Origin of the sequence: Spongiibacter marinus (genome assembly GCF_016906995.1) — a bacterium.
Classification (GTDB): Bacteria; Pseudomonadota; Gammaproteobacteria; order Pseudomonadales; family Spongiibacteraceae; genus Spongiibacter; species Spongiibacter marinus.
On the sequence record NZ_JAFBBD010000004.1, the window covers coordinates 108,101 to 130,486 of the forward strand.

General features: G+C 57.0%; 16 protein-coding genes. 3 read left to right on the forward strand and 13 right to left on the reverse strand.

What is annotated here, in order from left to right:
• The 3 genes from HNR64_RS07080 to HNR64_RS07090 all read left to right on the forward strand — a co-directional run bounded on the left by HNR64_RS07080 (nt 1) and on the right by HNR64_RS07090 (nt 4,158).
• Entirely contained in the window at nt 1-1,122 is a 1,122-nt protein-coding gene (locus HNR64_RS07080) for a DUF1513 domain-containing protein (RefSeq protein ID WP_204995828.1), read from the forward strand.
• A gap of 13 nt (nt 1,123-1,135) precedes the next feature.
• Complete coding sequence (locus HNR64_RS07085) at nt 1,136-2,530, forward strand: multicopper oxidase family protein (RefSeq protein ID WP_204995829.1); 1,395 nt, start codon at nt 1,136-1,138, stop codon at nt 2,528-2,530.
• 86 nt (nt 2,531-2,616) lie between these two features.
• Nucleotides 2,617-4,158: a GGDEF domain-containing protein gene (locus HNR64_RS07090; protein ID WP_204995830.1), complete on the forward strand. Its 1,542-nt coding sequence runs from the start codon at nt 2,617-2,619 to the stop codon at nt 4,156-4,158.
• An 88-nt stretch (nt 4,159-4,246) separates the two neighbouring features.
• Here HNR64_RS07090 and HNR64_RS07095 read toward each other — a convergent pair whose 3' ends face one another.
• The 13 genes from HNR64_RS07095 to bcsQ form a co-directional block, all read right to left on the reverse strand.
• On the reverse strand, nt 4,247-5,950 hold the full coding sequence (locus tag HNR64_RS07095; RefSeq protein ID WP_204995831.1) for a WS/DGAT/MGAT family O-acyltransferase: 1,704 nt from the start codon (nt 5,948-5,950) through the stop codon (nt 4,247-4,249).
• A 181-nt stretch (nt 5,951-6,131) separates the two neighbouring features.
• Complete coding sequence (trhO, locus tag HNR64_RS07100) at nt 6,132-7,085, reverse strand: oxygen-dependent tRNA uridine(34) hydroxylase TrhO (RefSeq protein ID WP_204995832.1); 954 nt, start codon at nt 7,083-7,085, stop codon at nt 6,132-6,134.
• Nucleotide 7,086: 1 nt separating this feature from the next.
• Complete coding sequence (locus HNR64_RS07105) at nt 7,087-7,413, reverse strand: BolA family protein (protein ID WP_204995833.1); 327 nt, start codon at nt 7,411-7,413, stop codon at nt 7,087-7,089.
• A gap of 30 nt (nt 7,414-7,443) precedes the next feature.
• Nucleotides 7,444-7,770, reverse strand: a complete 327-nt coding sequence (locus HNR64_RS07110; protein WP_286695784.1) for a TfoX/Sxy family protein — start codon at nt 7,768-7,770, stop codon at nt 7,444-7,446.
• Nucleotides 7,763-8,803 carry an aminotransferase class I/II-fold pyridoxal phosphate-dependent enzyme gene (locus HNR64_RS07115; protein ID WP_204995834.1) on the reverse strand — a complete coding sequence of 347 codons (1,041 nt, stop codon included), beginning with the start codon at nt 8,801-8,803 and terminating at the stop codon, nt 7,763-7,765. The genes HNR64_RS07110 and HNR64_RS07115 overlap by 8 nt, the downstream gene beginning before the upstream one ends.
• Nucleotides 8,800-9,759 (reverse strand): adenosylcobinamide-phosphate synthase CbiB, encoded by a 960-nt coding sequence (cbiB, locus tag HNR64_RS07120; RefSeq protein ID WP_204995835.1) that lies wholly within the window; start codon nt 9,757-9,759, stop codon nt 8,800-8,802. Before cbiB ends, HNR64_RS07115 begins: the two co-directional genes overlap by 4 nt.
• Before the next feature lie 76 nt (nt 9,760-9,835).
• A complete protein-coding gene (locus HNR64_RS07125) occupies nt 9,836-10,594 on the reverse strand; it encodes an amidohydrolase family protein (RefSeq protein ID WP_204995836.1) in 759 nt (252 codons plus the stop codon).
• A 115-nt stretch (nt 10,595-10,709) separates the two neighbouring features.
• Entirely contained in the window at nt 10,710-11,960 is a 1,251-nt protein-coding gene (locus HNR64_RS07130; protein WP_204995837.1) for a glycosyltransferase family 4 protein, read from the reverse strand.
• 20 nt (nt 11,961-11,980) lie between these two features.
• A complete protein-coding gene (locus tag HNR64_RS07135) occupies nt 11,981-15,712 on the reverse strand; it encodes a cellulose synthase subunit BcsC-related outer membrane protein (protein WP_204995838.1) in 3,732 nt (1,243 codons plus the stop codon).
• Complete coding sequence (bcsZ, locus tag HNR64_RS07140; RefSeq protein WP_204995839.1) at nt 15,709-16,824, reverse strand: cellulose synthase complex periplasmic endoglucanase BcsZ; 1,116 nt, start codon at nt 16,822-16,824, stop codon at nt 15,709-15,711. Before bcsZ ends, HNR64_RS07135 begins: the two co-directional genes overlap by 4 nt.
• On the reverse strand, nt 16,821-19,085 hold the full coding sequence (gene bcsB / locus HNR64_RS07145) for a cellulose biosynthesis cyclic di-GMP-binding regulatory protein BcsB (RefSeq protein WP_204995840.1): 2,265 nt from the start codon (nt 19,083-19,085) through the stop codon (nt 16,821-16,823). Before bcsB ends, bcsZ begins: the two co-directional genes overlap by 4 nt.
• A complete protein-coding gene (gene bcsA, locus HNR64_RS07150; RefSeq protein ID WP_204995841.1) occupies nt 19,082-21,631 on the reverse strand; it encodes a UDP-forming cellulose synthase catalytic subunit in 2,550 nt (849 codons plus the stop codon). Before bcsA ends, bcsB begins: the two co-directional genes overlap by 4 nt.
• Nucleotides 21,628-22,371: a cellulose biosynthesis protein BcsQ gene (gene bcsQ / locus HNR64_RS07155; protein ID WP_204995842.1), complete on the reverse strand. Its 744-nt coding sequence runs from the start codon at nt 22,369-22,371 to the stop codon at nt 21,628-21,630. Before bcsQ ends, bcsA begins: the two co-directional genes overlap by 4 nt.
• Between the last annotated feature and the right edge of the window lie 15 nt (nt 22,372-22,386).

Below are 22,386 nucleotides of genomic sequence, written 5' to 3' on the forward strand. Positions count from 1 at the left end.
ATGCAACGCCGCACCCTGATCGCTGGTGCGCTGGGTTTACCCGTGGCTGCAGCACTTTGGCAGTTCACATCCGCCCCAGCGCAGGCCAACTACAGCCCGGTGTGCAGCGCGGCAAACAATGCCGAGGGCCAGCCAATACTGGGGGCAATGCACGGTGATCACTGGGCTTTTACACTGCCGGGTGACGAACGTGGCCACGATAGCTGTGTACACAATGAGCGAGCAGAAGCGCTGTTTTTTGCGCGTCGCCCCGGCACCCACATTTATGTTGTCGACCTGAAAACCGGCAAGCTTCGCCATAAAATCAACGCCGCCGAGGGCTACCATTTTTACGGTCACGGCTGTGTAAGCGGCGATGGCCGCTACCTTTACACCACAGAAAACCACGTTGCGGATAACGGTCGCGGCGTTATTGGCGTCTACGATTGCTACGACCAGTATCGATTAATCAGCCACATGGATTGCGGCGGCATCGGCCCTCACGAACTCGCCTTAATGCCTGATGGCAAGCACATTGTGGTGGCGGTGGGCGGCATTAAAACGCTGCCAGCGAGTGGTCGTAAAACCCTCAACCCCGGAGCGCTTGAACCCGGTTTGAGCTACCTGAATTTGGCGGAGCAGCGCGTCGTCGCATTCATCCCCTCCCCCGACGCCCAACTGAGCTTGCGCCATTTGGATGTCAATACCAACGGCGATGTTGTGGTGGGCGGTCAATATCAGGGAACGACACCCTCCGCCAAGCCACTCATCTATCACCATCGGCTGGGTGGTGAGATGCTTGCACTGGATATCAATACCGAGCTGGCCATGCGCAACGACTATGTCGCCAGCGTCGCCACCGACGATCAGCAAAATGTGCTTTGCAGCTTCCCCCGCGACAATCAACTGGGGTTGTGGTCAATACCCCAGCGCCGGCTGCTGCACAGCTGGCGCTTGCGGGATTGCGCTGGCGCCGTGTATGACGCCGCCAACAAACAGTTCATTGTAAGCAGCAGCTCCGGGCAGCTAATGGCTGCCCGCGCCGGTGAAGACCAGCTGTCACCACTGGCCTACCTACCGGGCCTGCGCTGGGACAATCATTTAAGCCTGATCCCACCACATCTGGCCAATACCCTCGGCTAGCCACAGAGACGCTATGAAACGACGCCAATTTGTTAAACACGGTTTGAGCGGCGCAGCACTGACTTGCCTGCCGCGTTTTAGTCTGGCGATGGCCACGCCGCCAGGCGGCGACAGTGACAATAGCGAGCGCTACGATTACGTGCTGCGCGCAGAGCGAGGTAGCGCGACCTTAGTACCTGGCAAACAGAGCGAGATACTGGGCTTTAACGGACAATTCCCCGCACCGACCATTCGTGTTCGCCAGGGTGAGCGGCTGCGCCTGCGCTTCGAAAACCACCTGGATGAAGCCAGCACCATTCACTGGCATGGCATTCGCATTGACAACGCGATGGATGGCGTACCAGTGCTGAGTCAGGCGCCTGTTCAGCCCGGTGAGAGCTTCCTCTACGATTTTGTTTGCCCCGACGCGGGCACCTTTTGGTATCACCCCCATATCAACTCCATTCGCCAACTCGGCATGGGAATGGTTGGGGTATTAATCGTGGAAGAGCGGGAACCGCAACCCTACCATGAGGTGATTATCGGCCTGAAAGATTGGCGGCTGGATAAAAACGGCGACTACCTGCCGCTCTCCATTCCCAGAGAGGCCTTCCGCGATGGCACACTCGGCACCGTCAACACGGTGAATGGCCGCCAGCAACCCACCATTGATATTCCCGCCAACCAGGCCACGCGCCTGCGCGTGCTGAATATGGACAACACGCGGGTATACCGGCCGCGCCTGGAAGGAAATTCGCCGCGCATTCTCGCCCTGGATGGCAGCCCCGTAATCCCTCACCGCCCCTTTGAAGTAACCCCACTGGGTGCGGGCATGCGTATGGATCTCGGTTTTGTCGCCCCGAAGCCCGGTAGAGAATTTGTTCTCTACGATCAAAAAGGCCGCTTTGGCATCGAGCTGTGTCGCCTGCGCACGGTAGACAGTGAACCGCCAACACCGCCGGCAAACACCGTGACGAGTTTGCCGCCCAACCCGATTGCAATACCCAATCTTGAACAGGCCGAATTACTGCGCTTTGTCTTTGAGTGGCAGGGCGCGCTGTCGCCGCTTGACCAGGATGGGAAGGCCGACCACAGCTTTTGGCTGATTAACCGTCGCGCCTGGGGTTCGCACGGCCACCATAGCCTTCCCGAACCACTGGCGACACTGAGCCTTGGCAAAAGCTATATCGCCGAGCTGCACAACGCCACGCCGCATGCTCACCCTATTCATCTACACGGGTTGATTTTTACTGTATTGTCTTCTAATAAACGTAAGGTAAAGCCCTATCAGAGTGACACCATACTGCTGGAGAAGAACGAACGCGCCCGCATCGCCTTCGTTGCCGACAACCCCGGCCGCTGGATGTTTCACTGTCACGTGATTGAACACATGAAAACGGGTTTAATGGGTTATATTACTGTGACGTAAATTGTAAGGAGCACTATTGAGAGTTAGCCACCAACGCGGCACTGAGATATCCTTTGCGCACTTGGACACGGACATCCAGTAATCTCATGACGCTTACCCGAAAAGCCACTCTGATTATCGCTAGCACCATGCTGTTTACCATTTTTTCTGGTTTGCTGGCACGTGAGCTAATACTTAATCCCCATCTGAAGAAAATCGAGAACGCTGCCGACCTGCGTGACGTAGATCGTTTTGAGAAAGCGGTTAAGCGCTACCGCGACAATTTAGAGGGACGAGTAAGCCGAATCTACTCCGCCGCAGGACTACTCCAAAGCCTTGAAGCTCAACTCGATTGGTCACCGATCATTTTGCAACTTGCCCACATAGGTGGCTACGGTGAACTCGACTACTTTATTCTGGCTGATGAAGCCGGCAAAAATCGAATTGTGAAAGCAGGGGAAATAGCAGAGAAAACCCGCCGACTCCCTAGCAATAAAACCCAGACGGAAATATTACAGAAAGCACTTTCGCGACTCGATAAAGAAGACCGCACACGAACATCAGGGTTGATGCTAAGCGAGGATGATGGCCCCTTGGTTTACGCTGCAGGTAAGGCCAACTGGAGCACGGATAAACTGCCGTCGATATATATTGCGGTGCGCCGTATCGATGATGCACTGATCGCATCGCTGGGTGAACGGCTCGGCCTCACCGTGAATGCCATGACTCACGATGAGAGCATCAAGCAACGCGAGCACTATGGCGTCGGGCTGGGCCAGCGCAGTGAAGATGACACCTTGTACTCCCTGCTCAGGAACGACGCCGGCGACGTCATCGTACACATGCGCTTCAAAACAGCGCCGCGCGCCTTTGACGACGAAATTTTCAGCCCGACCATCGTCGCGGCCCTGACCATAGCAACGCTATCTTGGGCGGTGGTTATCGTGCTTATGAAACGTGCCGTTATCTACCCCATTGAAAACCTCGCCCAGACCATGCGACGAATACGGCAATCGAGTAACTATCAGCAAAAACTCAATTACAAACACAATGACGAGCTCGGCAAACTGGTCGATGAGTACAATGAGCTCCTTGAACATGTCGCCAACCACACCAGCAAGCTCGAAGCCTACTCTTACAAAGATGCCCTCACCGGCATTGGCAATCGCCGCCTTTTTCAAGAGCGCCTGGACTACCTGTGGAAGCTGGCATCGCGCCGTCAGCTTAGCCTGAGCGCCATTGTTTTCGACCTGGATTACTTCAAACAGTACAACGACCGCTACGGCCACGACGGCGGCGACCATGTATTGCGTCAGTTTTCCGGCTTACTGAAAAAACGCTTCACCCGAGAAACCGATGTGATTGCCCGCACGGGTGGGGAAGAATTTATTGTTCTGCTGTTCGATGTGTCCAAGGCCAATGCCTTGAAGTTGGCAAATAGGCTCGTAGGCGATTTACGCTTATTAGCCATCCCCCACGAAGCCTCGCCGCAATCAGGAGTCGTCTCGGTTAGCGCTGGGGTTGCGTCGTTTACCCCAATCAAAGATAACAGCCCCGACGAGCTGATTAGAAAAGCCGACGAAGCACTTTATGAGGCAAAGGCGGCGGGACGGGATCAGGTGTCTATCAGCCCTGATTCACGCGCTTGACCGCATTACGCCATCTTTCGCGCAAAAGAATTCGGACATAAAAAAACGGGGGCTTCAACGCCCCCGTTTTTCGTTCGCGCCGCTGTTGTTATTTACCCGACTCTGCACTCAGGCTAACAACATTACTCGCCGCGCCGCTGCTCACTTCAGCTTCGGGCTTAAGTATCGACTCAACAGGCTCCGCTGCGCCACTGCTCGCGCGACTGCGCTTGGCTGTGGTCGCCGACTTGGTTGAGCTGGCTTTGGTGGATGCCGCACGTGCCTTTTTAACCGGGGCCTTAGCAACAGCACCGCTGCCGGCTTTCTTCACGGCTTTTTTGGCAGGCGCTTTCTTCCGCGCTTTGGGCTTCTTGGCCTCCGCTTCCTGCTTGCTGATATCCGCCTTCACCGCATCCAGCAGTTCCTGGAAGGCTTTCTCGACACATTCGCGGTAGAAAGCAGGGTCCGGCATGCTGTCGCGATCGCCCAGAATCGACATGGTCACGACACCGGATGAGCTAAATACCAAGTGGAATAGCCCTACGCCCGGTGTGAGCAGGCCCAGCCCGTAATAGCGCACCATCTGCGCACCCGCGGAATACAGTGGGAACGGAGGCCCTGCTACATTTGACACCACGGAGCTGATACCCAGAGGCAAGTGCTGCGTCAGTTCGTTATTGACGTAAGTATTGACGATGGGCCGTGTCATTGCAGGCGGCATCACGCCGGCCAAGCGCAGCACATCAACCAGGGGCGAGTTTTCTCCGAAGGTCTTGGCGTCCTGGCTGCTTTGATAAATGGCTTTCAAGCGTGCCAGCGGGTCATCCAGCTCGGTGTGCACTTCAACGAACACCGATCCGACCTGGTTATTCTCATCAGACACGCCGCGGCGCGTGCGCATGTTCAGCGGGATGGACACCGCCAGGCTGTCCTCGGGTAATTCGTTGTGGTGCTGCAGGTATTTGCGCATCGCCCCGCCGACCACGGATAACACCACGTCGTTGATTTTGACGCCGCTATGGTTCTTCACAAGCTTGACGTCTTCCAGCGAGAACTCTGCTGCTTCAAACACGCGGTAGGGGCCAACAGGGGTGTTAAAGCGCGTGCGCGGCGAGGTGATAGACGGCATGGGAATACGCTTGCGCGCAACGCCCCAGGCCAGCTTGCCCAAATCCGCCAGGGTATTGGCGGCGCCGCCCAGCATTTTCACACTGTTTTTAAGCTGATTAACTGCCGTCGCCGTTCCCAGATACAGCGGGCTTGGCGCGATATCGACCATGACCGTTTCCGGGGCTTCCGGCACCGCTTCGGGGTCGGGCTCAAGATCGTGAATCACCGACATAATTGACGAGCCGCCAGCGCCATCAACCAGTGAGTGATGCATCTTGGTGTAGATGGCAAAGCCCCCTTTCGGCACACCAGGGATATTGTCCAGACCCTCGATAATATAGGCCTCCCAAAGCGGGCGCGACATATCGAGTGGACGGGCGTGTAGGCGAGCAATCAGGATACACAGCTGGCGCCAATCGCCGGGCTGGGGTAAGGCGAGATGGCGAATGTGAAACTCGACATCAAAATTGGCATCTTGCACCCAGTAGGGACGGTCAAGCTTACCCGGCACATTCACCAATCTGGAACGGAAAATTGAGTGTTTCTTTAAACGCCGCTCAAAGTTTGCGATCACACCCTTAAAGCGCACAAAACCACCCGGCGCCGTCGAGGGGTCATAAATACCCATTCCCCCAACGTGCTGTGGTGTATTGGGGTGTTCCAAATTGACAAACGCGGTATCGAGTACGCCTAACTGCTTCATCCTTTAAACCTCATGTTCCTGTATCCGTGCAACGGCCGATCAGTAAATTATAGTTTTGGGGCCACACTGCACACCTCTCCAGCCCAATGCACAGTTTGTTCCAACAGTGTAAAACTGAATGCTGCTCGGCGCTATAGCCTGATGGCCCAATACTGGTGACAGTTTGGGCCAGTGCCCGCTCCTAGCTCCGCCCATCCTTGGTGCGGCTGCGCTGACGCTCCGGCGGCGGAGCACCAACATGAGGCACGTTGCGTTGCCGCGCCAGTTCTATCTGCTTTTGGCGATCGCGAAAACGCTGCCGTTGCTCGTCAGTGAGCGTGTCATGGCACGCGGGGCAACTCACCCCCTCTTCATATTTATCGCTCTGCCGGTCGGCATCGGTAATGGGCCAGCGGCAACCGTGGCACAGTGCGTATTCACCCGGCTCCAGGCCTTGTTTCACGGATACTCTGTTATCAAATACAAAACACTCGCCCTGCCAAAGGCTATCGGGCTGGTCGACCTCCTCCAGGTATTTGAGAATGCCGCCCTCCAGGTGATAGACCTCTTCAAACCCTTCGCGTTTCATAAACGCTGAGGCCTTTTCACAACGAATGCCGCCGGTGCAAAACATGGCAACTTTCTTGTGTTTCTCGGGGTTGTAGTTCTGACGCACATATTCCGGGAATTGGCGGAAGCTCTCGGTTTTCGGGTCTACAGCCCCCTTAAAGGTGCCAATCTCCACTTCGTAGTCGTTGCGCGTATCGATCAGTACCACATCGGGGTCAGAAATTAAGGCGTTCCAATCTTTTGGCTTTACGTAGGTGCCCACGACTTCGTTCGGGTCGATGCCGTCGATCCCCATGGTAACGATTTCTTTCTTCAGCTTTACCTTCATACGGTAAAAGGGTTGGCTGCTATCGAAGGACTCTTTATGGCTGAGATCTGCCAACCTGGGGTCAGCTTTCAGATATGCCAATAGACTATCGATGGCCTCGCGGCTGCCTGCGACGGTACCGTTGATGCCCTCTTCGGCCAGCAGCAATGTGCCGCGAATATTCTGGGCAAGGCAATGGTCAAGCAATGGCTCTCTCAGTTCGTGAAAGTCTGGCAGGCTGACAAACTTATACAGCGCCGCTACAACAATGTTTGACATATCAGCCTTTGGCCTCCTTTTTACTGCCGCCGAGGCACTGCGGCGAATCGGGAACCGCTGCCGTTTTTTCCTGCCATTCCTCAGGGCTAAACAGGTGAAGGGCCAGCGCATGTACCGGTCCGGCTAATTCCTCGGCAAGTGCAGCGTAGACGGCCTGGTGTCTGGCCACTCGCCGCTTACCGCTAAAGCCCTCGGCAACAATGACAAGCTTAAAGTGAGTTTCAGAGTCTTTGGGCACGCTGTGCATATGACTTTCATTGGTCACTTCAAAGTGAGTCGGCGACAAGGCATCTGTAATTTTGTCGCGAATGGCCTGTTCAATGTGCATGGTGCTCTACTCCTGCTAAATCCTCGCCCATTATACACCGCGAGCACGCCGTGCTGCGGCGACAGCATCGGCAGCCCAAAGAATTAATTCGTCGGCCTCATCAATGAGCTCCTCCGGCGCAAGCCGGTAGCTAAGTTCAACCCATTGATGTCGGCGTTGGTATCGAAACGGCGGCAAATCGCGCTGTTCATAGTTGCCGGTATTGTGTGAATCCACCTTGAAATACAGCTGCTCATCAGCGATCAGCGCGAACATCAGTCCGTCGCAAAAAATGCCGTAGCCGCCAAACATACGCCGCGCGCTAACTGCGCCCAGCGGCTGTAACTGCTCCAACAGGTAGGAAATACCTTCATCCACAGGGCGCCGCCTCAATTAACGCCAGTCGCTCGGCCAGCAAGTCTGCGTTGGCAGCGAGTCCCCAGCGCATATAACCGTGTTCGCCACAGCGATAAACCCGGCACAGTAGTCCCTGCTTCAGGGCCTGCATCGCCCACTTTTCCGCCTGCCCCAGCGGCATTTTTAGCGTGGTAAATAGCGGCGTCACCGCACAGTGCTCGACGTCGCGCCCAAAGCAGCGCAGCAGCTGTTGCGCCTGTTGTTGGGCGGCAAGCGGCAATTGCTGCCTCATCGTTTCCTGCCATTCAAGGTCGGCGAATAACTGCTGGCCAATCAGCTGCGCGGCATGATTAACCGACCAGGGCCCAAGTTGCTCGCGCAAGCGGATAATCGTCTCTGGGTGACTCAGCACGGCGCCCAGACGCAGCCCGGGCAAACCAAAGAATTTTCCTACCGAGCGCAGCAGCACAACGCGCTTATCGGCCAACAAGGCATTGGCCTGATAGGCCGGCACACAATCCACATAGGCTTGATCAATTACCAGGCAACCCTCTGGCGGCAGTAGCGCCAACCACTGCGCGACAACGGTGACCGGGAGTTGCTGGCCATCGGGATTATTGGGGTTGATCAGCACTAAATACTGAATATCTTGCTCGCGAATTTGCGCGGCCACTGCCTCGCTGCTGTAGTCGCTGAAAAACCGGCAGTGATGCCCCCCCAGCTGCCAGCGGTAGGCGTGTTCTTCGTAGGCCACAGCGGGCAACAGCACATTGCCCTGGGGGTATAACTGCGGCAGCAACTGAATTACCGGTTGGCTGCCACCACACAGCAACAACTGCGCAACATCAACGTGGTAATAGGCCGCTGCCGACGCCTGTAATTCGGGGTTTTCATAGGGCAATTCTGTAAAGCAATGGCTCGGCAGGGCCGGAACCGGCCATGGCCAGGGGTTAATCCCGGTGGCCAGATTTAACAAGGGCCTCGGCATGCCTTCGGGGTAGTGAAGCTCATTGGGGTCGCCACCGTGGCGAGGCGGCACGATTCGCTCGCTCATAGTAATGCTCCCACCAATGCAATGAGCAACCACACCGCGCAAACCGTATCCACTAAACGCACACTCCGCCGCACATCCCCCGGCTGGGGCAGGCGACCTGCGCCCAGCGTCGCGCGCTGTTGCTGCTGCCCATGGTAATTGGCGGCGCCTCCGACAGTGATGCCTAAGGCGGCGGCGCCGCTGGCCATTACCGCGCCGGCGTTAATGCTCTTCCAGCGCCACCCCTGAAAAACCAGGCAGCGAATCGCGCTCGCGGAGAAAGACACCAGAGCAAAGCTCAGCGCGGTGAGCTGAGCGGGAATAAAATTCAACACATCATCGCAGCGCGCCGCCACGCGGCCGAACAAATTAAAACGCGCATTGCGGTAGCCCCACATCGCATCCAGGGTATTGCTCAAACGGTGCACAAGCACCCCGCAAGGGCCCGCCACGGCAAACCAAAACAGCGAGGCAAACAACGCATCACTGCTATTTTCCAACGTCGTCTCGATGCTGGCACTGAGCACCTGGGCGTCGTTGAGCTCTGCCGTGTCCCGGCTGACTATGTATGACAAAGCCTGCCTGGCACCGGGAAGATCACGCTGTTCTAACGCCGTTAAAATCGGCTGCACATGCTCGCGCATACTCTGCCAGCCGACGGCCAAATACAAAATGACCACGGACAACAACACCTCCAGCAAAGGGGAGAATTCGCTCAGCACAACACTGATGCCATAGAGCATAAGCACCGGAGGCAGCACCGCGACGGTGTATGCCAGAGCACCTGCCCACAATTTGAGAGAGCCACTTCCCCGGTTGAGCCTGGCCTCCAGATAATGCGCAAATCTGCCAAAGCCAACCAGTGGGTGGCAGCGACGCGGCTCGCCCAATACACGATCGGCAAGCAATGCAAGCAGAGCGAGTACTGCGGTGGGTATAGTGAGTTCTGTCATGGTATTGGCGAGCTGCGCGGGCACAGCCATGATCTCAGGTGAGTCGATGCAAGGGGCGGGACTGTAATCAAGGGGCAATCGGCGGTCAAGGTTGGCGCGGTTATTCGCCCTGCAAGCGGTAGAATTCGACGGCGTTTTCCCACAACACACAGCGCGCATCGCTATCGCCCAGTGCATTGCCGATGATCTCAATATCTATTGGATTAAATGGCCTAGGCGAGCGCGTTGAAGGTAAGTCAGTGCCGAACATCAAGGCCTTTGGGTTAATGCTATGGAGGCGTTTGACGACCTGACTGACAGCGAAGTCGACCCGTCCAAAGCCCGTTGCCTTAACCTTGACGCCCCTCTCAACCAAACGATACAGCAGCGGCAACCCGGCCTTACTCAAGCCCAGGTGATCAATGCTTACCGCCGGCAGCGCACACAGCGGCGTTTCCAATTCTTCCAGTGCTGCGCTGTCGCAGTAGATTTCCGTGTGCCAACCCAATAGCTCGTGCACCCGATTTGCAAACGAAAACAGGTGCTGCACCGACTCCGAGCCCCCGCGCCGCAAATTAAAACGAACGGCGCGAACCCGCTGGCGGTCGAGTGCCACCAAAGTATCATCGGGCGTGTCATGGGGCAGCTGGGTAACGCCCACAAAGTGCGGGCCCAGGCTGGCGAGCGCGGCTTGCAGGTAGGACTGATCAAAGCTCTGAAATGACCCAGACACCACTGCCCCTCCGGCAATGCCGAGGTCAGCGGTCTGGTGGATGTAGTCGTCGACAGTAAACGCAGACGGTAGAAAGCCCTGGTTGCTGGTCAATGGGTAAGCGGGATCGATGATGTGCAAATGTGCATCGAAAATAAGATGGTCCATCGCCACTCCGCTCCAACGTTGGGTCGCTGCTCAGGGCCGTGAAGACGCCCGGCGAGCTTGATCAAAAATCATACAGCGCATCCAACATGGCAGATGAATAGCCACTTTGCAAACCTCAGTGCGCATCAGCCAGCTGTGACTTAGCCGCTATCCACTGAGACATATACTGATGACTGCGCAGGCTGTGGTGGCGAAGCATGGCACCGATGAAATTCCCCTGGCGATGAACAGCCAGCTCGCCAGATAGCCGATCAATACGCGACCGAAGCGCTTGGCTTGGCTCAGCGGACGTAAACGGTGCCAGGCAGCGCACAGCGCGCTCTTGGGCACTGCGCCAGTTCGATTCATCGCGGTATAGCGACACCGCTGCCTCAATCAACGCCTGCGGCGAATCCGCAACCACCCCGCCCCAGTTGGCCGGCGTATCCACCATCCCCTCCGCGCCAATGCTTGTGGTTACCGAGGGAGTTGCCTGCTCCATCGCCTCCAGCAGCTTGCCCTTTTGCCCGGCACCGAAGCGCAGAGGCGCGATACAAACGCGGGCCTGTCGCATCACGGCGGCGGCATCTTTGGCCCACCCTTTGAGCAAAAAACCGTGCTTTTCACTGTGCAGTTGCTGCGCTTTTGGAGGCGGGTACGCCCCGTACACATGACACTGCGCCGACGGCAGTTGCCGGCGTATCTCGGGCCATAATTCGCTGCGTAAATAACGCAGGCTGTCCCAGTTTGGCTCGTGTCGAAAATTGCCAATACAGATAAAATGGCGTCGCTGCGCGTAAGGCAGCGGCGACGCCGTTCCACCTTCACTGCTAAAAGGCAGGTGATGCAGCAGCTCGGCACTAACGCCGTAGTGGGACTGCAGCAGCGATATCTCGGCAGTAGAAATCATCAGGCTAAGGTCGCATCGCCATATGGATGCCAGCTCGCGCAGCGCCAGCTCACTACTCAGTAACTCGCTATCGGGCCGCATGGTGTTCTGCCCGCGCTTGAGCGCCTGATGGCGGGCGTCGCGCAGGCAGTGAAGATCCTGAGTGTCGAGTATGCACATCGCCTGCGGGCACTCTTTGGCCACCCGCCAGGAAAATTGCTCCTCGGTGAGAAAGCGGTCAAACACAACCAGGTCTGGCTGCATTTTTCTGAGCAATTGATTGAAGCTATCGCAATTTAGCCGAATCTCGACCTCATCCACCGCGATGTCGCTAAGTGGGTAGCGGTGTTCAGACAGCGCCGCCGCACAGGCGAACGTCACCCGGCCGCCAGCGGCTTGCAGACAGCGAATCAGTGACAGTGTGCGCCGCCCCGCCGCAGACGAATTTGGCTCGGGCCAAACGTGGCCGATATATAAAATGTTCTCAGGGGCGCTCAATATCGCCTTCCTTCAGATGGCTAGTCAAAATCGCTGTACGGAATGGGAGGCTCAGGCGGCGTGTAAATGGGCTGCCAGCGATCATCGAACTGGTACTTCACATACAGCGATGCATGATTGGGCTCGTAGAAATCAGCTCGATAAATATCTGCTGCCAACCCTATATACCAGTGGCGACTCACGCGCCGCTCTATCGCCGCTTCCAAAAAATACCCGGGGCCACCGCCAGCGCCGCCGCCAGTGGCGAGTTCATACAAGGGGTCCTCATCGCTCTGCGAGAACGACACGGCTCCGCCGAGCAAGTAAGACCAGTGTTCACCAACGCGACCGAAGTAGCGCACCGGAATGGACAGCGATACGTACTGCTGCGGGCTGTAATAGGCACCGTGTTGCAAGCTGTATTCACTCAGGTTCTTATCGTAGCTCAACCACATGGCATTGAGGCCGATACGCAGGTTGCGGTTCTCCTCGGCGATAATACGGCGGTAGACGCCCCCCAACAGCCCAAGCCGCTGGTTGTCGGCGACATCGTCGCCATGCAATTGATGAACCTGCGCGCTCGACCAGTAGCCGTAGCGGCCGCCCTGGTCATAGTTCAAACCCAATTTAATGCCGCTGCGCAGCACCCCGCCCCACTCCTTACCGGCCCCGGTGGCGCCGTTTGGAACCGTCATACCCGCGTAGGACAGCGCCGTGCCGGTTTCGGGTCGTCGAGACGCCGTGGCAGACCAGCCGAATTTACCCAGTTTGCCGCGAATCGACGCGCCCCCCACCCAGTCTTGTTTGGTAAAACCCAGTGGCGTGGTGCCGATATCCACTTGCCAGTTGCGCGCCTGCCACCCGACACCAACGGCGGTGCCGCTTGCCGATTCCTCAAAGGGTATGCGCGTGATGCCTGGCGGGGTATTGCCATCGGGGTCGAGATAGTCAACCTTCCCGGAATCGATGGACACACGATCGACACGCAGTAGCGCGTGTCCATCGTAGCGGGGAAAGGGCCAGCGCAACTCAATCGGAATTTGCTGCAAGCCAGTTCCGGAGCGACGCTCGGTGAGGTCTATGCCCGCTTTAATGTATCCCGACTGCCGTTCGCGCAGCTCGTCAATGGCGGCCACCACACTGCTACCCAGCCAGTATTCGCGGTCGGCATTGTCATACAGTTGTCGGCGTGCGTCTTCAGACAGCGCCGTATCAACGGGCTGCCCCTGCGCACGCTGCAAGGCGGCGTAGGCATAACGCTGCGCCGCCGACCAATCTTTTGCCGCAATGGCCTGCTGCATCGCCGTGCGCAACTGCTGATCGCTAACATCGCCGCGCTTGGGCAACAGTGCCAGCCACTGCTCGCTTAATGCTTGTTTTCCATACTGGCTTTGCAGCGTCGCCGCCTCTAACACCTGCTCACCCGTCAACCGTGCTCGCATTGAAAACAGCGCTTGCTGATGCTGCGCAAAGGCGCGTTGATCGCCAGATTTCCCGCTCAAGCTCAACAGGGCCAGCAATGCCTGGGGGCGGTGTTCACCGCGAATATCAGCGGCATCGCGATAGTAGCGGCGGGCTAGAATAGCCTTGTCACGCTCGGCAAAGTACTGCCCTTTTGCCATCGCATAGCGCGCTGATAAGGCTTCCAACTCGGCATCACTCAAGCCGTTTGCATTCGCCTCGGTACGCAGTGGCCGATACCACCGTTCAAAGGCGTTGAGGTCGCCCATTTCCAACCAGAGCAAAGCCACACGTTGCTGCCTCTCGATACTCTGGGAGCTCATAGGCAACAGCGGCTTAATCAGTGCGCGAGCGCGCTCTTCCTCGCCCTCTTGCCACCACATTTCCGCCAGACTGAGCTGAGTATCGGCATCATCGCGATAGCGCTCCTCCAGCGCCTGCAGGCTTTGCAATCGACCCTGACGGTCATCGACGGGCAAGCCCGCCACCGCTTGCGCAAACTCCAGACGCAATAAATTGCTGCGCATGGCATTGCTGCGGCGCGCCCTGGGAATCGAGCGCAGCTGTTCTATGGCCAGGCCAGGTCGCCCTCTGGCTGACAGGTATAAGGCGTAGGCGAAAACGCCTTCAGCATCGCCGCTAACCCCGGGCGTTTTGGCCATATATTGGTCAGCACGCTCGCTATCGCCAAGTTCGATCATGGCCTCCGCGGCATCAAGCCGCTGCCACGGTGAAAGCGGCGGATAGCGCAATAGTTCCTCAAGTGCCGACGACACCGCCGCGCGATCTCCCGACTCACGGGCCCGCGCCAATTGCTCAACACTTTGCTCGCGCAGCCACGCTCGCCGCAACGGTGCGACACGAGCACGCTGCGCCGCGCTGTAACGCCGGTAAACCTGCTCAGCTTGTCGCGGGCCACGCCACTGGCGGTGGAGCTGAATTCGCCCCCACAATGCATCCTGGTTATCGGCTTCACGCGACAGTGCCTGGCGGTAGAAGGCGTCTGCACCGGAAAAATCGCCCTCTCTGCGCGCCAGCTCAGCCAAGCCAATCAATGGCTCGACTTCACTACCCTGAATTGCCAATGCGTCGTAAAAGGCTTTGCGCGCACTGGCAAATTGCCCGGCTTCCAGAAGCGCTTCGCCGCGGCGAAGTGCGCGCCAATATGCCGCGGTATCTATCAGGGAACGCCAGCGCGATTGTTGGTCGGGATCGCGGTTGACGCGTTCCGCATCGCGAAAGTATTTCAGTGCCTGTTGGTGCTCGCCGCGCCGCAAATACACAAGCCCCAAGCCACCCAGTACTTCGGGGTCGTTGGGGCGGCCGTTCAGGGCGTAGCGCAATTTGCGCTCTGCCCCGACGAGCTTGCCCGCCTCCAGTAACGCTAAGCCCTGGCTGCGCGCGCGGTAGTGAGGGTCGCGCATTAAACGGCGCTCCTCCTGCCGCATCTCCAATGCCAGCGCTTTGGCCTGTACCGCTGCTATATTGTCGGGAAATCGCTCGGCCAACAGGGTATGTGTGCGTATACGGCTCGGCCCGATGGGCTGCTCAGCAAGGGCCGCAAGCCAACGTTGCACCGCTTGTTGAGCGAGTGAGGGGTCATCGAGCAAATCGCGTAATATACGCTGACCAGCCTGGCTACCCGGATTCTGCGAGAGCAATTGATCTGCCAGCGCTAAGCGCAATGGCGCCACGTTGGGGTACTTGTCGTTCAGCGCGCGAAGCCGGCGTATGACGACAGGTCTTTTTCCGTCGACTCGCGCCAGTATCTGCAGATACTCCAATTCACTGGATAGCAACACAAAGCCGCGAGGGTAAAGCTGTATGAGTTGCTGAGCCGCTTCCTTTACCCGACCGGTTTTCGCCAGCAGAGTCACCTGCTGCATCGCTGATTTTTTGTAGCTGTGCAGAGCAAGGTAATCGGTAAGCTGCAAAAATGTCTGCGTTTCACCAAAACGCGCTTTCAACTCCGAAAGCATGCGCTCTGCGTCCTCAACATTGCCGTCGCGAACCGCAAGCCACACTCGGTACACATAAGCGCTTTGTGCATCTGGGTTGATCACATCCAAGCGCTGCAACTTGGCTCTGACCAAGTCATCCCGGCCCAGTAACTGCGACTCAATCAGCTGTATTTCGATGCTTCTTTGTAAGGACTCATCCACCGTCAGCGAATCAGTGCGCCCACCGGTGACGATGATGTCGGCCGTCGTCGCGCCCTCATCTGCCTCACGCAAATTCAGTGGATCGCGCTGCCACAACAATACGCCCACCGCGCACACCAATATAAGCCAGAGCAGGCCTGCGCGGTTCATGAACACCCCGCTTGCCAATTTGGCTGCACCGCGCCACTAGCCGAAAACCGCAGCCGACCCGTCATCCATGCGTCAGCAAATAAATCCAATACCCGATTGTAATAATCACGCTGGCCAAGGCTGTCGCTATTGGTTCTGCCATTGCGGACACGTTGCTGCTGCGCTTCCAGTAGCGTCGTTTTGCCGCTGTTCGACAGCATCGGTAATAGTGCGGCAGAGAAGCCCCATGGGCCGTTGCCGCGCGCCGTTGCACTGCCAACATTGACCACCTCGGGAACATTTTCGCGCTCTTGGGTAAGCGCCAGCATCACGTCAAAGTGATCGCGCAATGCCGCTGCCGCCCTCGCCTCTGGGTGCAACATGCCCACCCAGAGATACACGCGTATCGCGTCATAACTACCCCGTTGCCCGCTTTTGGGGTCTTGTCGCCACGCGCCCTGGCGCCAGGCCACCCAATCGGGGCTCAAGCCATTTGCCGCCGTGTCGCGCAGCAAGTCGGGCAAAGCAGCGGCCAACTCCGGCCAAACGGAGTTGGGCTGCAGCTCAGCAAAGCGGCTAAAGATCTGCGGCATCCAATAACTCGGATTGAGCCGCAATGTATTGTCGCTGGCAAAACCCTCAGGCGCCGGCATCAGCACCCTGCCAACGGTGTCGATGACGCGCGTTTCCTGCTCGGCGATATGCTTGGCTAGAAAATACCCCTGCGAGCGATAGTGGTGATCCTCCCAGAGGCGGCCCGCTTCAGCAAGGGAGTAGGCGATCCAGGTGTCGGAGTCTGCCGCTGAGTTGGCATCCAGCACTGCCCCGCCACTTTCCTGTGAGCGCCCCCACAACCAGGCGGGCAAATGAGTGCTTAAATCGCCCTTGGCAAGGTGTCTCTCTGTCCAGGCGTGGAGGTTTGCAAAGCGCTCTCGGTCGTTTGCCAACAGGGCAAAAAACATCGCGTAGGACTGGCCCTCAGAGGTCGTAATCTGGCGCGGGTCACTGCCATCAATAACCCGGCCATTCTCTATATACTGCTCTGCGAAACGCTGCCATGCGGACCAGCTACACTCCGCCCACAGCACGCTCGGGAACATGGCCAGCAATAGTGCCAAACACCGACGAATCACTCGTCCCCCTGTTGCAGGCGGCGACGCGCCACACCACTGAGTAAGCGCCAAAGCACCACGGCCAACATCAATACCACGATGATGCTGATAATACCGAGCAGCATTGGATAGCGAGAGAAGTGGTACCAGATAAGGTCCCAAACGCGCAGTTTACCGACATAGTATTTATCGCCGACATTGAAGCTCGCTTGCCCTCCTTCTCGAAATACCACTACTGAGCCATACATCTCGGCAATTTTTCCGCTATCTGCCAGCGCCTCTCGCACCATGGCCATATCACTCGGTTGTGCAGCAAGCACGGCAACAACACTTCTGTCGTCGTTATAGGGAGAGCGCATCCCTAGCAGCGCCGCAAAGGGCCCACTGGCGCGCACTTCCACTTCCGTTGTTGCCGATGCCAGTGTTGGCGCCGCCCCGGCCCAGGTATCGCTTTCAGACACGATGTTCTTGCGCGGTTTCTGCAACATGCGCTCGCTGCGATCAAACAATAACGGTAAATCCTCACCGCCTTGTGCAAGCTGACCGTTGGCGGCAATCAATAGCACATCGCGATCCTTTAATGCGGCTTCCTGCCAATCGTCATACAAGGCCATTGCCAACGCCGGGTAACCGGAACTGGCTCCCGCAAAGCCCATTAGCTGCAGGTAGGTTTGGATAATCTCTTTGTTCTTGCTGTCGGGCAGCAGCACAGCCGTTTCTGACAGGTCGGCCATACGCGTAAAGGGATAGGCGGCGTTAGCGAACGCACGCAGATTGGGCATCTCGATGTAGTGCGCGAAGCCGGTAAAATCAACGGTTGAATCGGCATCTACAACAGCGTAGCGCTGGGCAGGCGCCAAGCTTTTACACTCGCCACTATTGATACCGGCAAAATCAAACTTAAACTCCAGCTGATTGCGGCTGCCGACCTTGAAGGCTGGAATACGCAGGCGCTGATTGGCCGACAAGAAGCCATCATTCAGCAAGGGCACACGAAAACGCTTAGCCTCACCGGAGAACCCTTTGCGAGTTAAGTTAAACGCCTCAATAAACTGTTCATTAATGCTCAGGCTCATTTGCGAGCCACTGCCATCTTCAACCGGAGGCGAATATCGGTAATCCAACTCTACGGGAATACCGCGGCTGCGCCAGGTGAACAGATCGGGCGGAAGCTGGAAGCCCACCCTCACCGGTGGCGGTGTGCGACCTTCGACTTGCAGTTGGTTGAGGTTATCAACCAGCTCGCCAAAGCGAACGGGGCGATCGGTGGGCAGCCAATTCGGCGCATCGTAGGGCTTTCTTGGCTCGCTTTGCACCGCCCGTTGAATCTCTGCGACAGGCCCGGATAACAACTCACTGCCCAGCACCAAGCCCCGTGCCGCCTGAACCAAGTCAGCATCATCGCGCCCCTGTATCAACAACAGCTTGGCTGCGGGGTTCTCAGGGTGGCTGATCATTTGCAGGGTCGGCGCACTGACTGGAGGGAAATCCTGCAGCGCGCTCGGGCGCTGTGTATTGGTCATAAATACCAAGGCGTGCTGCCTAGGCAGGCGCTCCGTTTCCACCGGGAAGCTCGCCCCGCGCCAGCTTGCAAGTGCCCCAAACCAGGATGTCACAATACCCGCTGCGTGCAGCCTTTCCAGACTGCCCTCACCACTGAGCACTACCGGTAGTTGCAGGGCGCGGTAATCTCGCCGATCGAAAAATGGCGCCGGCAATTGCTGCAGGTTGTTGGCAACGGGCAGCACGCGGCTGACCGTTCGCAGGCGGGTGTCACCGGTTAACTCTGCCCAAATGCTTGGGCTATCGGGGCTGTAACACTCTTCTGGTGGTTGCCCGACCAGTTGCACACGCACTTGGTTGAAGTCAGCTAAGTAGCGCGTGTTCAGAGGAATACTCACCTTTTGCTGCAAGCGTTTTTCAGGATCAACAGCCACCGCCGACATAAATTCGCCGTTCAGATACACTTTCAGGTGCGATAAATGAGGCACCAATGACGGTGAAAATGAAAAGCCCAAATCCAGCGTGGCTTCTTCAACGAGCTCGTCCAACCGTGAGCCAAAGCTGAGTCCCGCCGAACTTTCACTACCGCGCAGTAATACGCTCTGCGGAAAGCCCAGCTCAGTCAACGAGTAATCATAGCGTCTCAGCTCTTCAGCCTGACGCCACTCGGAGGGCGCTGGCATCAGTTGCTCAGCCCACGTCGGCATACACACTGCCCATAGCAGCAACAGCCATCGACAGGTGTTACTTGCTCTCAGTGTCTTGTCACGCTGACTCATGCTTCTTCCACCCTAATTAAAATTGGCTGAGGGCGAAGACTCTTCGCCATCCCCACCAGCGCATTAATTGTAGTCAGTAACTGGGGAAGCGGCCGCGGCCCCGCCCTCAGTAAACGTCGATAGCCCTGTATGCTGATGCTCATTACCGCTGCCATACTGGTCAGGGGTTTATCGACGCTCATATTTTGTTTCCAGCTCACCCAGTTATCAGCGCGCGCAAATGTGCACTGCACATAATTCACCATGCTGCTTGGAGACTGATCACACAGACGCAAGCCGACAACCTCTCGCCCTTTAAATACTGTCGTCATGGCGAAACTGTATTCCCTGCCCGCGCGATCCATAATGACATTCACTTGCTGCCCCACTTGCTCTGCAGCATCTGGAGATAGCTCAACCCGCGCCCCGCTTAAGGAAAAGTCTACCAATTGCGCGTGCAACAAATGCCCACTTGGCAACTCCAGCGCTACAGGAAATCTCACCTGCACGCGATGGTCGCTGCGCAGCTGTTTCGCTTCGGCGGCAACGGCCACAGCGCCGCCCAGGATCAATAAGTTGTAAACCACCCAGAACAGGTTGAGTAAGACCGCACTGATCTCATTACTCGGCCCCGCATACAAACGCCACAAGCCAACCAAAAAACCAAAGGCGTTGAGTAGCACCAGCAAGATATACGGCCGAGACATAACCCAGTCGAAATATTTTTCGTGGATCAGCCCGCCTTTAGCGGTGACATTAAAGGTGCCCTTGTGTGGCGCAAACAGCGCCACCGTGGTCGGCCTGGCAATGTACCAAGACAACACCGTTTCGTAGACTTCCCCCCAAAAAGAGTGCCGATATCGCCCCTGAATTTTGGCGTTTACCACCGAGGAATACAGCATATGAGGCAACACATACAGGAAAATCATAATGGCGGGCGCGTAGATAATATAAGTATGCAGCAGCAAAAACGCGAGCGGCGCCAACAGGAATACTAAGCGGGGAATGCCGGATAGAAAGTGCAACATCGCATTGAAGTAACACAGGCGCTGTCGCAGCTTTAAGCCGGGACCCCGCAGGGGGTTATCCAGTCTAAGAATCTGCGCCATGCCCCGCGCCCAGCGAATACGTTGACCGATGTGGGCAGAGAGCGTTTCCGTCGCCAACCCGGCCGCCAGCGGCGCGCGTATGTAAGCGGAGTTGTAGCCGAGCCGGTGCAGCCGCAGCGAGGTGTGGGCGTCTTCGGTGACAGTCTCAACCGCAACACCACCAATTTCCTCCAGCGGGCCACGGCGAATAATCGCGCAGGAACCACAGAAAAACGTGCCGTTCCACAGGTCGTTGCCATTTTGTATCAGGCCGTAAAACAAGCCGCCCTCATTGGGCACTTTTCTGAAGTTGCTGAGGTTTCTCTCAAAGGGATCCGGTGAGAAAAAATGGTGGGGAGTCTGTACCAGCGCCAGCTTAGGATCACCTAAAAACCAACCCATCGACAGCTGCAAAAAGGCGCGGGTGGGAATATGGTCGCAGTCAAATATCGCAACGTACTCGCCGCGCGACTGTTTTAAAGCGTTGTTGATGTTCCCCGCCTTCGCATGGCGATTATCATCGCGGGTAATGTAGTGCACGCCCACGTCGCGGGCGAAATCGCGGAAGTCATCCCGCCGGCCGTCATCTAAGAGGTAAATTTCCAGCTTGTCTTTGGGCCAATCCAAACCCTGGCAAGCGTAAATTGTTGCCCTCACAACCTCCAGGTCTTCGTTATAACTCGGCACAAAGATATCTACCGATGGCCAGTCGGCGGTATCTTTAGGCAATGATTTTGCCGGTCGGTTGAGCGGCCAGATATTCTGAAAATAGCCGAGTAATAACACCAGCCAGGCATAGAGTTCAGCGAGCAACAGTACGATGCCAAGTGCCAGACCGAGAGGGTCATCAAAGTTCAGTGTTGAGCTGCAGCGCCACCAGATATAGCGGCAGGAGATCAACAGCGACAGTACGATCATCAGCATCTGCGGGAAACGACCAGGCAAACGGTTGAACACCAGTAGAATGCCAAACAGCGCCGTTGCGAAAACAAACTGGGCCAGCGGATCAAGGGGGACGGTAATACACAGCACTGCCAGCACGGCTGCAAGCGCAATCGTTAGTGGTTGGCGATGGCGCCTGGCAACATTGGCATCTCGCGTTTGCCAGAATGACGGCTGAAGCCAAGCCTTGTTTGCCAGCCCCTGCAAACGGCCCTTGGCCCCGCCGACCACATACCGCAATCGCCGTGGGAATCCCCTTGTACGACTTTTTTGTGGCGGCGTGCGCATAAAGAAGAGCCAGAAAATCTGCACAACTATGCGCAGCGGGTCGAGCAGCTGGGGACGAATTAAGGAAATATGAGGAAAAAACACTTCTGGCAGTCGCCAACTTTCGCAACCCGCAATTCGGTTGCGTAAAAACAGCGCCGAAAAGAGCAACCAACTGACTAACACACACTTTCCGGGCAGCGACACGACCTTAACACCGGCGTAGTACCGGTATCGCGCCCGCAAAATAGATGAAAAGTCCTCCTTCATTCTACTCGACTCTGAAACTCGCTCTGACACCAGAGCGCAAGACTCTGAAAGTCCTGAGCCGCTTGGCTATCCGGCGCGCGGGCAATAACCGATGCTAATTCGGCCTGGGCCTCGGCGATGATCAGGTCTTCATGCACCACACCCGGCACCATTTGCTCTTCAAAATCATCGGCGATCAGGTTGGCAATGGCACTGGCCAGGGCTTGAGCTGGCTGCAAACGGTTGATGAGTATTCGATAATTCGACGCAGGCCAATGCCCCGCATCTTGCTTTAACAAAGCGTAACTCGCGGCATCCGGTGCTGCGACGTATAGGGTCAGATCTACACCGGGCAGCGAGTAATGCGGCAGGGAGCGCGACGTCGGACCATCAATCAATACGCAGTCCAGCGGCAGTGAGGCCAGATCCGCTACAACGGCGTGCAATGGCGATTGACCTGCCACCAGTGTTGGAAAAAAGCGCGATAGCTCATCGGCATCGAGCTCGCCGAAGGGCAATACCCAGCGCCCATCGTCATGCTGCAGTGTTGCATCTTTCCAGGAAGCACCCTCTAGGCTTGCCTTCGCCCATCCCACCTTTTCTTCGGGGTTTACCGCCAGGGCCAAACGCAGCATATTGTCGACGTTGGCATCGATGCACAAACACCGCAGTCCTTGCTGCTGAAGGGCAGCCGATAGATTCGCCACGACTGCTGTCGTGCCAACACCGCCGTGCATACCACTTACCGTAATCGTCAACATAGTACTGTGCGTTCC

Coding starts and splice junctions, on each gene's coding strand:
- HNR64_RS07080 (WP_204995828.1), top strand. CDS start 1: ATGCAACGCCGCACCCTGATCGCTGGTGCGCTGGGTTTACCCGTGGCT.
- HNR64_RS07085 (WP_204995829.1), top strand. CDS start 1,136: ATGAAACGACGCCAATTTGTTAAACACGGTTTGAGCGGCGCAGCACTG.
- HNR64_RS07090 (WP_204995830.1), top strand. CDS start 2,617: ATGACGCTTACCCGAAAAGCCACTCTGATTATCGCTAGCACCATGCTG.
- HNR64_RS07095 (WP_204995831.1), bottom strand. CDS start 5,950: ATGAAGCAGTTAGGCGTACTCGATACCGCGTTTGTCAATTTGGAACAC.
- trhO (WP_204995832.1), bottom strand. CDS start 7,085: ATGTCAAACATTGTTGTAGCGGCGCTGTATAAGTTTGTCAGCCTGCCA.
- HNR64_RS07105 (WP_204995833.1), bottom strand. CDS start 7,413: ATGCACATTGAACAGGCCATTCGCGACAAAATTACAGATGCCTTGTCG.
- HNR64_RS07115 (WP_204995834.1), bottom strand. CDS start 8,803: ATGAGCGAGCGAATCGTGCCGCCTCGCCACGGTGGCGACCCCAATGAG.
- HNR64_RS07125 (WP_204995836.1), bottom strand. CDS start 10,594: ATGGACCATCTTATTTTCGATGCACATTTGCACATCATCGATCCCGCT.
- HNR64_RS07135 (WP_204995838.1), bottom strand. CDS start 15,712: ATGAACCGCGCAGGCCTGCTCTGGCTTATATTGGTGTGCGCGGTGGGC.
- bcsB (WP_204995840.1), bottom strand. CDS start 19,085: ATGAGTCAGCGTGACAAGACACTGAGAGCAAGTAACACCTGTCGATGG.
- bcsA (WP_204995841.1), bottom strand. CDS start 21,631: ATGAAGGAGGACTTTTCATCTATTTTGCGGGCGCGATACCGGTACTAC.
- bcsQ (WP_204995842.1), bottom strand. CDS start 22,371: ATGTTGACGATTACGGTAAGTGGTATGCACGGCGGTGTTGGCACGACA.